The sequence below is a fragment of the Ensifer sp. Root127 genome, from assembly GCF_001425225.1.
GTDB lineage: Bacteria > Pseudomonadota > Alphaproteobacteria > Rhizobiales > Rhizobiaceae > Ensifer > Ensifer canadensis.
Map to the genome: position 1 here is coordinate 163,761 of NZ_LMDX01000011.1, position 14,341 is coordinate 178,101.

Consider the following 14,341-nt stretch of genomic DNA (forward strand, 5'->3'; position numbering starts at 1 on the left):
CCAAACGGAAATCAGGAAATGAGAAAAGCCCGGTCAGAGATGACCGGGCTTTCGATTTTGCAGATAGGAGAGGACGATCTCGGCGCCCAATTCGCCCGGCGGTCTGCTTGTCGCCATGCGCTGCTGTACCAGCGCGTAGCCGTCGAGCATCGACGCGCGCTGGGCCGTCGGCCCGGACAGCCGCTCGACCCAGCGGGTCAAGGCGCCCGGACGAATGCTCTGGTTGAAATACTCCGGCACGATCGGGAAATCGGCGATGAGATTGGGAAGCGCCCCGCTCCAGATGCGGATGCGGTTGTGCAGCAACCGCACAAGCCAGTCGGCATCATAGGTAGAAACGACGGGAACGCCGGCTAGCGCAAGCTCTAGGATGACCGTTCCCGACGCGGCGATTGCCGCATCCGCCTTGTCGAAGGCAGCCCATTTCTCGGTGGCTCCCACCAATATTTCCGGCTGAACCGTCCAACCGGCCGTGATCTCGCGCACCAGTTTTTCCTGGCGCGGAACCGTCGGCAACAGCAAGCGGACGCCGGAATGCCGGCGAGCGAGTTCCTCGGTCATCTGCCTGAAGATCGGTAGCAGCCGCTTGATTTCGCTTGAACGCGATCCCGGCAGAAGCAGGCAGGTGGAAACCGCGCTACCATTGACGTCGTTCAGTCTTTCGCGTCGGCTGGCGCGGACGGCAAGCACATTGGCATCCGAGGCAAGCCGATGGCCGATATAGGTCGTCGGCGGCCCCTCAAGCTTGCGCATGGTCTCGGGCTCGAACGGCAGCACCGCCAGAACATGATCGACATAGCTGCGCATGCGCGGCGCGCGTTCCGGCTTCCAGGCCCATACGCTCGGGCAGACATAGTTGATGACAGGCAGATCCGGCAGCGCGTCGCGAACGCGACGCGCGACACGATGGGTGAAATCCGGACTATCGATGATCAGCAAGGCATCGGGGCGCGCAGCAATAATGGCATTCGCCGTCTGGCGGATGCGCAGAATCAACTTTGGCAGACGCGCGAGCACTTGCGAGAAGCCCATGATCGAAAGTTCGGAATAATCGAACAGCGATTCCAGGCCTTCGCCCTCAAGACCGTCGCCGCCAACGCCGACAAGCTCGACATCACGCCCGCATTGTGCACGCAGTGCCCGCACCAGATCTGCGCCAAGAAGATCGCCCGATACCTCGCCGGCAATGACCGCCAGCTTGTAGCCTTGTCCGCTCATGCTTTTCCCCGGTGACCGCTCCGCTCGACACCAATGACAAACAGCCCCGCGCGGTTGGCAGCTTCGATCACCTCCGCGCGCTCGAGCACCAGGGCGCGACCGGCCTCGACAGCAATTCCGGCAAGCCCGGCCGCGACAGCGCCAGCGACGGTCGATGGTCCGATCGATGGCAGATCCGCACGCAAGTCCTGCCCCGGCTTACAAAGCTTGACCAGAACGCCACGCCGACGCGCCGAGACGCGTCCTTCCGTCTTGAGTGTCGCCACCCGCTCGAGCATCGCATCGGTGCCCTCGGCGCCCTCCAGGGCAACCACGCGACCACCGACAGCGATGGCGCCCTGCCCCACGTCGAGTTCGCCAAGCGCGTTGGCGGCAGCGATGCCGGCCTCAACGTCGCGTCTGTCATCGTCCGATGGGGCGATAGCGCCAATCGGCCCTGGATCCGCCAGAAGGTTCGGAACCACCTCATGCACGCCGATCACGTGGGCGCCGCTTGCTTCGATGAGTTGCATCGCCATGCGCAAGACAGCGTCATCGCCGCCAGACACCAGCGTCTTCAAAACGCTCGGTATTCTGGCAAGCGTTTTCAGCGTCGGGCGAATGTCGCGCCATTCCGGTCTACGACGGACCCAGCCCGAAAGCACAACGCGGTCGATGCGTTGTTCTTTGAATGTGCGGCTGATGCCGGAGAAATCGCCGATGGCGAGCACGGAGTGATCGAAACCGACCCAATCGCTCTCTTCCGCTTCGCGCGAGAGCGCGATCACAAATGGATCTTCTCCACGGGCACGAACGGCCTCGGCCACATGATGCGGCAGCGCTCCGCCGCCGGCGATGATCGCGAGCCGGCCGCCAGTTGCTGCGCGGCTCGCCGTGGCCGACATCACGGTCAGGCCTTGCCGCGACTTGGTGAAGACAGTGCCCTGTCGCTTTCGGCTGCGATGAAATCGAGGATTTCGACAACAGGCGCACAGTCGGCATAATCAGCGCGAATGGCGGCGGCATTGGCGCGAACTGATTCTGGGCCCTCGAAGATCTGCTTGTAGGCGCGGCGAACCACGTGGATCGTTGCACGCTCAATGCCCGCCCGGGTCATGCCCACAACGTTCAGCCCGCTCAGGACACCGGGATTGCCGTTGAGCATGCCATAGGGAATGACGTCGTAGCTTACGGCGGAGAGGCCGCCGATGAACGCCTGACGACCGATGCGCGTGAATTGGTGCACGGCACAGCCGCCGCCAAGGATAGCGCGGTCCTCGATCGTCACATGGCCGGCCAACAACACGTTGTTCGACATGATGATGTTGCTGCCGAGGCGGCAATCATGCGCCACATGCGAATAGGCGAGGAACAGATTGTTATTGCCGACGATCGTCGCACCGCCATATTCGACGGTTCCCGCATTCATCGTGACACCTTCGCGGATCGTGCAGTTGTCGCCGATCTGCAAAATGGTGTCGACAGTGCTGTGATGCACGCTTTGCGAATCTCCGCCAATGACGGCATTCGGGAAAATCTTGGTGCCCTTGCCGACCGTCGTGCGGCCGGCGACAACGACGTGGCTCATCAGTTCCATGTCGTCTCCGAGAACGACTTTCGGCCCGATGTAGCAAAACGGGCCGATTTTGACGTTCTCACCGATGACCGCGCCATCTTCGATGATCGAGGACGGGTGGATCTTCGCTGTTGATGCAATCATGTTTAAGCGTCTTCCGTGCTGACTATCATCGCGCCGATATCAGCTTCCGCGACAAGTTGCCCGTCAACTTTTGCGTCACAATGAAACTTCCAGATATTGCCGCGCTGTTTCTGCTTCACGACATGAAACTCAACACGATCACCCGGAACAACCGGCTTGCGGAAGCGCGCATTGTCGATGGTCATGAAGTAGACGAGGTTGGTACCCGAAGCAGTCTTGCGCGCGCAGATCGCGCCCGCCGTCTGCGCCATGCCCTCGATCAGCAGGACGCCCGGCATGATCGGCTTCTCCGGAAAATGGCCGGTAAAGTGCGGCTCATTTGCCGAGACGTTCTTGATGCCGATCGCCGAATTGTCGCCGTCGATCTCGATGATCCGGTCGACGAGCAGGAAGGGATAACGATGCGGAAGAAGCTTCAGGATCTCCTGAATATCAGCCGTACCCAGAACCGTTGCCGCCTCACTCATTCGTGCCATCCTTCTTTTTCTGTCTGTCACTTGCGCGCAAGGCCATTTCGGCGACATCGCGCAGGAAATCGCGCATGGGGCGCGCTGGAATACCGCCATAGCGTTCGCCCGCAGGGACGTCGCTTGCAACGCCGCTCATGGCAGCGATCTGAACGCCGTCACCCACAGTGATGTGGCCGTTGACGCCGCTACCGCCGCCGATCATCACGCCGTCACCAATCCTGGTGCTGCCGGCGATGCCGACCTGACTGACGATGCCGCAATAACGGCCGATGCGGACGTTGTGGCCGATCTGTACAAGGTTGTCGATCTTCGTGCCTTCGCCGATGACGGTGTCGTCCATGGTGCCACGATCGATCGTCGTGTTCGCGCCGATCTCGACATGATCCTGAATGATCACACGTCCGACCTGAACGATCTTGATCATTCCACCCTTGGGGCCCGGCGCGTAGCCGAACCCATCCTGGCCGATCCGGGCACCTGGGTGAATGATGACACTGTTGCCGACAAGAGCGCAGAGAACGCTTGCGCCCGCCGCGATCGTGCAGTCTCGGCCAATGCGAACGCCCGGCCCTATGACGACACCTGCGGCAATTCTCGTTCCGCTACCAATTTCGGCGCCGGCCCCAACGACTGCCATCGGCTCGATCTCCACGCCCTCTTCAAGGCGTGCCGTCGGGTCAACGAAGGCGGCCGGCGACACACCGGCAAGGCTGGTATTGCGCGCCGGGCGCATGGCAGCCTCGTGCAAGAGTGTACCTGCCAGCGCGAAGGCCGTATGCGGCCGCGCAGTCAAGAGAACGGGAATGTGAGACGGTACGAGTGGGGCGATCGTCTTGTCGCAGATAATCGCGGAAGCCTGGCAGCTTTCCAGCTCAGCACGGTACTTGCGCGAAAGCATGTAACAGACGTCACCGGGCTTTGCCCGATTGACAGGTGCTACCGAGTGGATAGCGCGATCTGCCACCGCGCCATCCGTCAGATCCGCCCCAATTTGGTTCGCCAGGTCACCCAGACGAATCCCTTGATGGGGCGGAAAAAACCAATTCTGTTCCATGGACACTCCAGAACGATCTACTTTTGGCAGTTCTGGACTGCTTCTTTATCAGAACGACGAGGAAATACCGAACTTCAGATTCTGAACCCGGTCGAAATCTTCCTTCGCGATCGGCCAAGCGTAGTCGACACGCAGCGGACCGAACGGCGACGCCCAGATCAGGCCGAGACCGACCGATGCACGCAGCGAGGAGTCGTTACCCAGTACCGTTTCACTGGGCAGCGTAGCGACCTTATTGCTGTAGAGCGTACCTGCATCGGCGAAGATTGCGCCGCGGAAGCCGCTGTCACGCGGGATGCCAGGCAGCGGAAACGTTGCTTCGGCCGACGCCGTGAAATAGGTGGTGCCACCAAGCGCATCGCCTGTTGCCTGATCACGCGGGCCGACCCCGTTGCGCTCGAAGCCACGAATATCGTTGCTGCCCAGTTGGAACTGGTCAAAGACCTGAAGATCGCTACCGGTCTCGAAGATATGACCCGCACCGCCGGCAAGCGAAGCAATAATATCCGCCTCATCGTTCACCGTGTAATACCACTTGGCCTTACCGGTGATCTTGTAGAAATCAGAGTCGCCACCGAGGCCGGCGAACTCCTGCGTAAACGTCGCCAGAATGCCATCGTGCGGCAGTTGCGCATCATCGAGCGTGTTGTAAGTGATCGATTGCGATACCGACGAACGGACCCAGTTTCCGCCTTCAACCGCTCGGACGTAAGGCGAAGACAGATCTGCAATATTACCGCTATAGTCAAACGTCGTGAAGTTATACCGCAGCGTGGTCGACAGGTTCTCTGTGATCGGCGCCGCTATGCGCAGGCTGAAACCCTGGTCTTCATAGCTGTAGTCTTCGTCGTCGAAGTCGTTTTCGTTCTTGAAGACGTCGAAGCCGGCAGCCAGACGATAGCCAAGGAAATACGGCTCGGTGAACGAAACGTTGTAGGTCCGACTCTCTTCGCCGCGACCTGCCGCGACGCGAATGTACTGACCGCGACCCAGGAAGTTCTTTTCCTCGATCGAGGCTTCGACGAGGAAGCCGCCACCGCTGCCAGCGGAGTAGCCGGCACCGATACCGAACGAACCGGTCGACTGATCCTGTACGTCAACGATAACCACGACGCGGTCTGCCGCACTGCCAGGTGCCGTCGAGATATTGACGGTCGAGAAGTAACCGAGAGCCTCAAGGCGACGCTTGGCGCGCGCAACCATTTCCTGATTGAAGGCATCGCCTTCACCCATATCGAACTCGCGGCGAATGACGTAGTCGCGAGTTCGGGTGTTGCCGCGAATTTCGATACGCTCGACGTAGGCGCGCTCGCCCTGATCGACGAGATAGTCGACGGCAATCGTATGATTGCTGAGGTCGCGGTTACCGCGCGGCGTCACGCGGGCAAACGGGTAGCCAGCCGAAGCGACGCGCCTCGAGATCTCGCTCATCGTTTCCTGAATGTCCCTGGCCTTGTAGACCGAGCCTTCGCGGCTAAGCACGACGCCCTTCAGCGATTCGGCATCCACACCTTCAACCGTCGATTCGACAGTCACTGCACCAAAGTCGTAGCGCGGACCTTCTTCAACGGTGATCGTCACGGTGTATTCGTTGGTCGCCTCATTAAGAGAAGACTCGGACGAAACGACCTGGAAGTCGGCATAACCGCGGTTGTAGTAGAACTGACGCAGCAACTCTTCGTCAGCGCGCAGCTTGTCCGGGTTGTAGACGTCCTTGCGGGTCAGGAACGAGAAGATACCTGATTCCTTCGTCGCAATGATGGATTGCAGACGACCATCGCTATAGGCTTCGTTGCCGACAAAATTGATCTGCGCAATCTTGGTGCGCTCGCCTTCGTTGATGACGAAAGCAAGATTGACGCGACCTTCAGCGATCGGGACGACCTGGGTCGTCACAGTGACATCACTGCGACCGATCGCAGCATAGGCGTCCTTGATCGACTGGATATCCGTTTCGACCGTCGCCTGGCTGTAGGGTCCGAGCGGCTGCGTGCGGACGGCGAGCTGAAGCTTGTCGTCCTTGATCTTGCGGTTGCCGTTGAAGACGACCTGGTTGACCAGTTGGTTCTCGCTGACGGTGACGACAAGCGTGCCGCCAGCGACATTGATGCTGACATCGGAGAAATAGCCTGTCGCGTAAAGGCGCTTCACGGAAGCATCGATATCGGCGTTGCTGAAGCTCTTGCCAGGGACAATCGTGATGTTCGCACGAACCGTTTCAGCGCTGACGCGCGTGGCTCCGCGGACTTCAACACGACTAATGGTCGCGGCCTCTGCGACGGAAGCGCCTGCGAGCAATCCAACACCAGCGCCAGAAACCACCATACTCGTGGACAGCGCAAACGCCGACACCGCGTTCAAAAACCTTGAACCAGCTTTCATGTTCAAATCTTACCTTTTCCCAACGTCGCGCGGCAATTTCGTGCCGACTCCGGTCACGGTTGCCGTTTTACCCGCTTTTCCCATACAAGCAAGTCAGCTCGTTAATTTCTGTTTACTTCAATTCGAACCGTGGCTTAACGGCCACTACAGATTCGAGTTATCGTAAACAAATCCTTGCTGGACAAGCCATTGAAATCCAATCGTTCACAGTATCGGTCGTCGTCCGCCTCAGATGCTCGCCGGCCGAACGCTAGCCGAAGAACATCGAAATGTCGTTCCAGGTCGCAAAAACCATGAGCATCAGCACCATGGCAAAGCCGATCCGATAAGCGACGTCCTGCGCAGCAGCTCCAACCGGCTTTCCGCGCAAGGCCTCAACCGCATAGAACATCAGGTGGCCGCCATCAAGCACCGGAACCGGCATGAGGTTAAGCAATCCTATGGAAACTGACAGGACGGCTGCAAGCTGCAGCACGGCAGCCACACCCAGTGTCGCCATTTGGCCCGAGGCCTGAGCGACACGGATCGGACCACCAAGCTGATCCGCCTTCATACGTCCCGTAACGAGGTTCGCCAGATAGTCGAACGTGCCGGTGACAATGTGCCAGCTCTGAAGCGCCCCCTGCCCTATGGCTTCGATCGGACCGTAAGTCACCAGTCGGAAATTGCCCGCATCCTGATCGGTGACGATACCGATGATTCCGACCTCCATCTTGTTGCCGAACTGGTCCGATATCTCGGTTCGCTCAGGCACCATCGGAAGATCCAGGAATGAACCGTCCCGCTGGATCCGGATCTTGATTTCCAGTTCAGGTCGCACGCTGACATAGCGGCGAACGTCGTCGAAGGTCGCGACCGGCGTTCCGTCGATGGCGATCAACCTATCGCGCGGAAGAATGCCTGCCTTGGCGGCAGCACTGTTCTCTTTCACCTGGGCAACGACCGGGTCCGCAACCGAACGCCCATAAACGGCGAAGAGAACGGCAAAAATGGCGATGGCAAGGATGAAGTTGGCGATCGGACCGGCCGCAACGGTCGCGGCACGCTTCCACAGCTTGGCGCCCAGGAAGGTTCGTGACCGTTCCTCAGGCGAGATCGCCTCCAGCCGCTTGTAATCGGGCGTACTGGCCGCATCCTCGTCGCCATAGAACTTGACGTAGCCGCCCAGCGGTATTGCACAGAACTTCCACCTCGTGCCGTGTTTATCGGTCCACCCGAGCAGTTCCGGCCCGAAGCCGACCGAAAAAGCCAGGATACGAATGCCCGACCACCGGCCGACGAGGTAGTGTCCCATTTCATGCACGAAGACCAAAAGGGTCAGCACCAACAGGAAGGGTACGATGTAGCCGGTCACGAATTGCAGGCCAACAAGCAGATATGTCATGAACTTTCCTTAAGCCTGCCACCAGCATCACAGGCCGAGCAAGACCGAACCAAAGGCGATCTGACGCCCATCGCTGAGGACATACTGTATCAGCACCAGGACCAGCGTAGCGATGCAGGCAAAGACCAATCCGTCGACCCGATCCATGACCCCGCCATGCCCAGGAATGAGATGGCTCGAATCCTTGACGCCGAATCGGCGCTTTATGAAGGATTCGAAGAGGTCTCCGATCTGGCTCGCGACGGAGAGAACCAGCGCCACAGCCGGGACACGCAGATCTTGCAGCGGAAAATATGCCATAAAAACGGCAATGCCGGCCACAACGCCGGAAATCGTCCCGCCAATGGCGCCCGACCAGGTCTTGCCGGGCGAAATGCGCGGCGCGAGCTTGGGGCCTCCGATCGCCCGACCGACGAAATAGGCAAGAATATCGGTTCCCCAAACGACGGCGAAGACGAACAAGGTCGCGATCAGGCCGGGTTGGTCAACCCCGCGCAGGGCCGCCAGCGAGATGCCGGTCAATCCTGCGTAGACGATGCCGCCGGGCAACCACCAGCTGCCTTTCTTGAGCGATACCCAAAGCACTGCGATAACGACAGCAATGAGCAAGGCCGGCAGACTGTAGCCGATATATCCGAGAAGAATGAGAGCGGCGATTATCGCCAGCGACAGCCAACCGAAGGCATTGCCTTGAAAATCGCGCTCCGGCAGCCCGGTAATCGTCGACCACTCGTAGTAAACGAGCAGTGCGATCAGGACCGAAAGAAGCTGGAAGGCCAAGCCGCCGAACCAGGTCGCACCGAGTGCGACCGCCGCGAGCACCACTCCCGAGGCGATGCGAAGCTTGAGTTCTGTTTGCATTTACGAACCAACCGCTAACGTCGGCTGCGCCAGACCGCCGAAGCGACGCTCGCGGCAGGCGAATTTCTCGAGCGCAGACAGAAACGTCTCACGCGTGAAGTCTGGCCAAAGCTCCGGAACGAACAGCAGTTCGGAATAGGCTCCCTGCCAAAGAAGAAAGTTTGAAAGCCGTTCTTCGCCGCTGGTGCGAATAATGAGATCCGGATCGGGAATGCCGGCCGTATCGAGCGAAGCGGCGATGCGCTCAGGCGTTATGTCCTCTGGCCGCAGACGGCCTTCGGCAACTTCAGTTGCCAGGCGGCGCATGGCGCGCGTCATCTCGTCACGCGCACCATAGTTGAAGGCGATCACCAGCGTAATGCCGGTATTCCCGCTCGTCGTCTCCTCAGCCTCGATCAGCAGGGGCAGGATGTCGCCGCGCAGGTTCGATCGCTCCCCGATGACGCGGATGCGAACGTTCTCGCGGTGCAGGTCGGCAAGGTCGCGACGAATGAAGGCCTTGAGCAAGCCCATCAGATCCGTCACTTCGGCCTGCGGCCTGTTCCAGTTTTCGGACGAGAAGGCAAACAGCGTGAGGTAACGGATCCCCGCTTCAGCCGCCGTCTTCACCGCGTCACGAACCGCTTCAACACCCTTGCGGTGTCCCATCGTGCGCGGCAGACCGCGCGCATTCGCCCAGCGCCCGTTGCCATCCATGATGATGGCAACGTGTTCCGGAACGGTGATCGGGATGAGATTTTGCATAAGGCGTCCGCGAAAGGAGACTCAGATCAAGAGCAGATCAGACCTGCATAATTTCCTTTTCCTTATCGACGAGCAAGCGGTCGATATCGGAAATCGTTTCATCGGTCATCTTTTGCACCCGCTCAGACTGAGCACGGCTAATATCCTGTCCGATGTCGCCATCCTTTTCGGCTTTTTTCAGGTCGTCCATACCATCGCGCCGAACATGGCGGACCGCGACCTTGGCCTTCTCGGCATAGTCGTGCGCCACCTTGACCAGCGACTTGCGGCGCTCCTCGTTGAGTTCAGGCAGCGGGATGCGCAGGTTCTGGCCGTCGATGATCGGGTTCAGGCCGAGGTTCGATTCGCGGATGCCACGGTCGACAGCGCCGACCATCTGCTTGTCCCATACCGAAACGGACAGCATGCGCGGTTCCGGCACGGTGATGTTTGCCACCTGATTGAGCGGAACACGCGAGCCGTAGGCTTCAACGGTTACCGGATCGAGAACATTCGCCGACGCGCGGCCGGTGCGCAGCGACGCGATATCGCTCTTGAATGCGGAGATAGCGCCGTCCATGCGACGCTTCAGTTCCTTCAGGTCTACACCTTCACTCATGGCTGGAAACTCCCGTTCTGTCTTTCATCGGCCGATAGCCGTCTTGCAGCTCTTAATTGTCGGTAACGATGGTGGCGCGGCCGCCACCCGTCAATATTTCAGCGAAGCCACCCTTCTCGTGGATCGAGAAGACGACGATCGGAATGGCGTTCTCGCGTGCGAGCGCCACCGCTGCCACGTCCATGACCGCGAGGCCCTTTTCCAGGACTGCGCTGTGGGTCAGGCGGTCGAAGCGTGTGGCCGTCGGATCCTTCTTCGGATCAGCGGAATAAATGCCGTCGACCTGCGTGCCCTTGAAGATCGCCTGTGCGCCCATTTCGGCGGCGCGCAAGGCAGCGGCAGAATCGGTCGTGAAGAACGGATTGCCCGTGCCGCCTGCAAAGATCACAACGCGTCCGAGCGACAGATGATAAAGCGTTGCGCGCTGCGAGAAGCTCTCGCAGATTTCCGGCATTGCGATTGCCGAGAGCACCACCGTGTCGATGTCGAGCTTGCGCAGAGACGTCGCCAGCGCCAGCGCGTTGATGACGGTCGCCAGCATGCCCATATGGTCGCCAGTTACCCGGTCGCCGCCCTTGGAGGCAACGGCCACGCCGCGGAAGATGTTGCCGCCGCCAACGACGACGCCCACTTCGACGCCCATGGCGCGTGCTTCGGCAATGTCGGCGGCAATGCGGTCGGCAACCGCCACATCGATACCGAAGCCCTGGCTTCCCATCAGGGCTTCACCGGAGGCTTTGAGTAGAACACGCTTGTAGATTGGCTCGGCCGACATCATCGCTCCTGAACAGATCGGTACGCGGGCGCACAAAACGGCGCGCTGCGTATAAGGACATATTGCGCTACCCGGTTTCAACCGCTGCGGAGCTTTTTCCGGCGGGTCCGGCGCATTGACGAAGCCGGATACACGAAGGGCACCGCGTTGTCACGCGATGCCCCAAGGTTTTCCAAACAAGGGTGAAGAAATCAGCCCTTGGCGACAGCCGCAACTTCGGCTGCGAAGTCCGATTCTTCCTTCTCGACGCCTTCGCCGAGCAGAAGGCGCGCCATGCCGGTCACTTCGATCGGTGCGCCAGCGAGCTTTTCAGCGTCCTTGACGGCCTGACCGACGGTGATTTCCGGGTTCATGACGAAGGCCTGCGACAGCAGGGCGACTTCTTCGAAGAACTTGCGCATACGGCCTTCGACCATCTTTTCGATGATGTTGTCCGGCTTGCCCGAAGCGCGCGACTGTTCGATGAACACGTTGCGCTCGCGCTCGGCGACAGCGGCGTCGACTTCGTCGGCGCGGATTGCCAGCGGGTTGGTGGCAGCAATGTGCATGGCGACCTGACGACCGACCGAGAACAGAACTTCCTTGTCGCCAACCGACTTCAGCGCAACGAGAACGCCGAGCTTGCCGATGCCGTCGCCGGCAGCGTTGTGGATGTAGGTGGCAACGACGCCATCTTCGACCTTGAGCAAGGCTGCGCGGCGAAGCGTCATGTTCTCGCCGATCGTGGCAATCGCGTCCTTGATCGTCTCGTCGACCGACTTGCCGGTTGCCGGGTAGTTGGCATTGGCAATGGCTTCGACAGAACCGTCGGTGCCGAGCGCGACGTTGGCAACGCCACGAACGAGTTCCTGGAAGGCTTCGTTGCGGGCAACGAAGTCGGTCTCCGAGTTGACTTCGACGACAACGGCCTTGACGCCGCCGCTGACAATACCGATGAGGCCTTCAGCAGCCGTGCGGCCCGACTTCTTGTCGGCCTTGGCGATGCCCTTGGCACGCAGCCAGTCGATCGCAGCTTCCATGTCGCCGTTGGTTTCGGCGAGCGCCTTCTTGCAATCCATCATGCCTGCGCCGGTCTTTTCGCGCAGTTCCTTCACCATTGCTGCAGTTACACTCATCTTTTTGCCTCTTTGTCTGTTTGGCTGGCGCGCTGCCCGCAAGTGGCGCGGCACCAGGAGGTGTGGCAGGGGAATGGCTTGCGTATGTGACACCGTGATGAACGCGCCCACCGCGATGATATCCGGGGCGCGGATCGCCGGCCCAAGCCGCTTCATCCCTCGCTGAAAAGAACAAGGCCGTTCAGACTTTTCATCACAAACGGCCTCGCCCCGACATTAGATTGGTGCGGCGGTTCATGCCCGCCGCGCCTTCCGATCAGGCTTCGGAGGCTTCGTCGAGCGCCGGCTCGATCATAGCTTCAGCCGATGCGCCGAGATCGCGGCCCGATGCGCCCTGCTGACGGGCAATGCCGTCGATGGCTGCACGAGCGATGAGATCGCAGTAAAGAGCGATCGCACGCGAGGCGTCGTCATTGCCCGGGATCGGGTAGTCGATCTGGTCCGGATCGCAGTTGGAGTCGATAACGGCAACAACCGGGATGCCAAGACGCTTGGCTTCGTCGATTGCAATCGATTCCTTGTTGGTGTCGATGATGAACATCAGGTCCGGCGTGCCGCCCATGTCGCGGATACCGCCGAGAGCGCGGTTGAGCTTTTCGCGTTCGCGCTCGAGGTTCAGGCGCTCCTTCTTCGTGAAGCCCGAAGCTTCCGAAGCGAGGATTTCGTCGAGCTTGCGCAGGCGCTGGATCGAGTTCGAAATCGTCTTCCAGTTGGTCATCATGCCGCCGAGCCAGCGAGCATTGACGTAGTACTGGGCCGAACGCTTGGCGGCGTCAGCAATGATTTCCGAAGCCTGGCGCTTGGTGCCGACGAACAGAACGCGGCCGCCGTTGGCGACGGTGTCGCTTACGATCTGCAGGGCGCGCGACAGCATCGGAACCGTCTGTGCGAGGTCGATGATGTGAACGTTGTTACGATCGCCGAAGATGTAGGGCTTCATCTTCGGGTTCCAGCGATGCGTCTGGTGGCCGAAGTGAACACCAGCTTCAAGCAGCTGGCGCATGCTAAAATCAGGCAATGCCATGCCTTTTCTCCTTTTCCGGTTGAACCTCCGCGAGACGTCGAGCTCATCTTTCGAAAAGCCCACCGGCGGAACGATCCGGATTTCTCCCGGAACATCCCATGCCTCACGTGTGGAATGGGCAGCCCCTTAGCGGCTACTGCCCGACAAATCAAGACTTGAAGTCTGTTTTTGTCATATCGACTACTTGCATTCCTCCGATTTGAAGACTTCGAGGTCGGCAAGCTTGCCGCTCAGCACGAAGTCGCCGTAATCCATCGTCAGGTCGCGGGTGATGCCGTTTTCGTAGAGTTTGAACGACATGCGGTAGATCGGCAGCGCGTCGCTGCTGTTGTCGTCGTTGAAATAGGAAATGGTGACCGGCCAATAATTCTCGGCGCCGAGCTTGCCGGCCTTGCCTGCATCCGGCTCATCGGGCGCCGGTTTACGCGACTTGCCGACGAAGGTCGAGGTGATCAGCGTCTTGTCGCCCGAATCGGAACCATCGAAGATCCGTGCCTCGAAAAAGCTCTCGCCCTTCTTGGCACGATCGATGACTTCGACCATGTGCTGGGTCGGAAACCGGCTTGCAGCCAGCTCGACCTCGCGCTTGTCCGGCGCGGTCAGCTCGACCTTGACGCCGGTCTTGTCGTCATGGGCCGTGCCGCGCACCTCCTTGTCGAGCTTTTCGTCGGTGAAGGAGCGGGTCAGAAAGCGGAAGTTGCCCGACTTCAGATCCTCATAGGTGGTCGTCTGCTGGTCGGTCATGCGCGTTTCTTCGCCGGTATTCACCTGCGTCACGAAACGGAAGCTGACCGTATACCCCTCGCAGGCCGATCCGTTGAACTCGTAGACCATGCGGCCGTACATGCCGGAGATACCCGAGCGGTCGGAAGCGTCTTTGAGTTCGAGATCGTAGACCGCCCGATGTGGCACGAGGACACTGGCGCTTGCCGTACCGACGCCCGAAACCGTCATCACCGCGAAGCAGGCGCTGCCTAAACTGGCGAGACCGAAGCCTTTACGAAACATCCGTTTCCT

14 protein-coding genes are annotated in these 14,341 nt (G+C 59.9%); all 14 read right to left on the reverse strand.

All coding sequences use genetic code 11. The features are described 5' to 3' along the window. Positions 1-33: 33 nt before the first annotated feature. The 14 genes from lpxB to ASD03_RS13905 all read right to left on the reverse strand — a co-directional run bounded on the left by lpxB (position 34) and on the right by ASD03_RS13905 (position 14,332). The gene (gene lpxB, locus ASD03_RS13840) at positions 34-1,218 is read right to left on the reverse strand and encodes a lipid-A-disaccharide synthase (RefSeq protein ID WP_057205058.1); all 1,185 of its coding nucleotides are present in this window, start codon (positions 1,216-1,218) and stop codon (positions 34-36) included. Then, on the reverse strand, positions 1,215-2,102 hold the full coding sequence (locus ASD03_RS13845) for an LpxI family protein (RefSeq protein WP_025426829.1): 888 nt from the start codon (positions 2,100-2,102) through the stop codon (positions 1,215-1,217). The genes lpxB and ASD03_RS13845 overlap by 4 nt, the downstream gene beginning before the upstream one ends. 5 nt (positions 2,103-2,107) lie before the next feature. Next, positions 2,108-2,917 carry an acyl-ACP--UDP-N-acetylglucosamine O-acyltransferase gene (gene lpxA, locus ASD03_RS13850; RefSeq protein ID WP_025426828.1) on the reverse strand — a complete coding sequence of 270 codons (810 nt, stop codon included), beginning with the start codon at positions 2,915-2,917 and terminating at the stop codon, positions 2,108-2,110. Between the two features lie 2 nt (positions 2,918-2,919). Beyond that, complete coding sequence (fabZ, locus tag ASD03_RS13855; protein ID WP_025426827.1) at positions 2,920-3,384, reverse strand: 3-hydroxyacyl-ACP dehydratase FabZ; 465 nt, start codon at positions 3,382-3,384, stop codon at positions 2,920-2,922. After that, on the reverse strand, positions 3,377-4,441 hold the full coding sequence (gene lpxD / locus ASD03_RS13860) for a UDP-3-O-(3-hydroxymyristoyl)glucosamine N-acyltransferase (protein ID WP_025426826.1): 1,065 nt from the start codon (positions 4,439-4,441) through the stop codon (positions 3,377-3,379). The genes fabZ and lpxD overlap by 8 nt, the downstream gene beginning before the upstream one ends. A gap of 48 nt (positions 4,442-4,489) precedes the next feature. Next, positions 4,490-6,823, reverse strand: a complete 2,334-nt coding sequence (bamA, locus tag ASD03_RS13865) for an outer membrane protein assembly factor BamA (RefSeq protein WP_025426825.1) — start codon at positions 6,821-6,823, stop codon at positions 4,490-4,492. 250 nt (positions 6,824-7,073) lie between these two features. Further along, a complete protein-coding gene (gene rseP / locus ASD03_RS13870; protein ID WP_025426824.1) occupies positions 7,074-8,207 on the reverse strand; it encodes an RIP metalloprotease RseP in 1,134 nt (377 codons plus the stop codon). 27 nt (positions 8,208-8,234) lie between these two features. Then, the gene (locus tag ASD03_RS13875) at positions 8,235-9,068 is read right to left on the reverse strand and encodes a phosphatidate cytidylyltransferase (protein ID WP_025426823.1); all 834 of its coding nucleotides are present in this window, start codon (positions 9,066-9,068) and stop codon (positions 8,235-8,237) included. Continuing rightward, complete coding sequence (locus tag ASD03_RS13880; protein WP_025426822.1) at positions 9,069-9,812, reverse strand: isoprenyl transferase; 744 nt, start codon at positions 9,810-9,812, stop codon at positions 9,069-9,071. A gap of 37 nt (positions 9,813-9,849) precedes the next feature. Next, positions 9,850-10,410: a ribosome recycling factor gene (gene frr, locus ASD03_RS13885; RefSeq protein WP_025426821.1), complete on the reverse strand. Its 561-nt coding sequence runs from the start codon at positions 10,408-10,410 to the stop codon at positions 9,850-9,852. 52 nt (positions 10,411-10,462) lie between these two features. Beyond that, entirely contained in the window at positions 10,463-11,185 is a 723-nt protein-coding gene (pyrH, locus tag ASD03_RS13890) for a UMP kinase (protein WP_025426820.1), read from the reverse strand. A 191-nt stretch (positions 11,186-11,376) separates the two neighbouring features. Continuing rightward, on the reverse strand, positions 11,377-12,300 hold the full coding sequence (gene tsf / locus ASD03_RS13895; protein ID WP_025426819.1) for a translation elongation factor Ts: 924 nt from the start codon (positions 12,298-12,300) through the stop codon (positions 11,377-11,379). Positions 12,301-12,556: 256 nt separating this feature from the next. Beyond that, entirely contained in the window at positions 12,557-13,324 is a 768-nt protein-coding gene (gene rpsB, locus ASD03_RS13900; RefSeq protein ID WP_038576045.1) for a 30S ribosomal protein S2, read from the reverse strand. 180 nt (positions 13,325-13,504) lie between these two features. Next, a complete protein-coding gene (locus ASD03_RS13905; RefSeq protein ID WP_025426817.1) occupies positions 13,505-14,332 on the reverse strand; it encodes a cell envelope integrity EipB family protein in 828 nt (275 codons plus the stop codon). Positions 14,333-14,341: the final 9 nt, after the last annotated feature.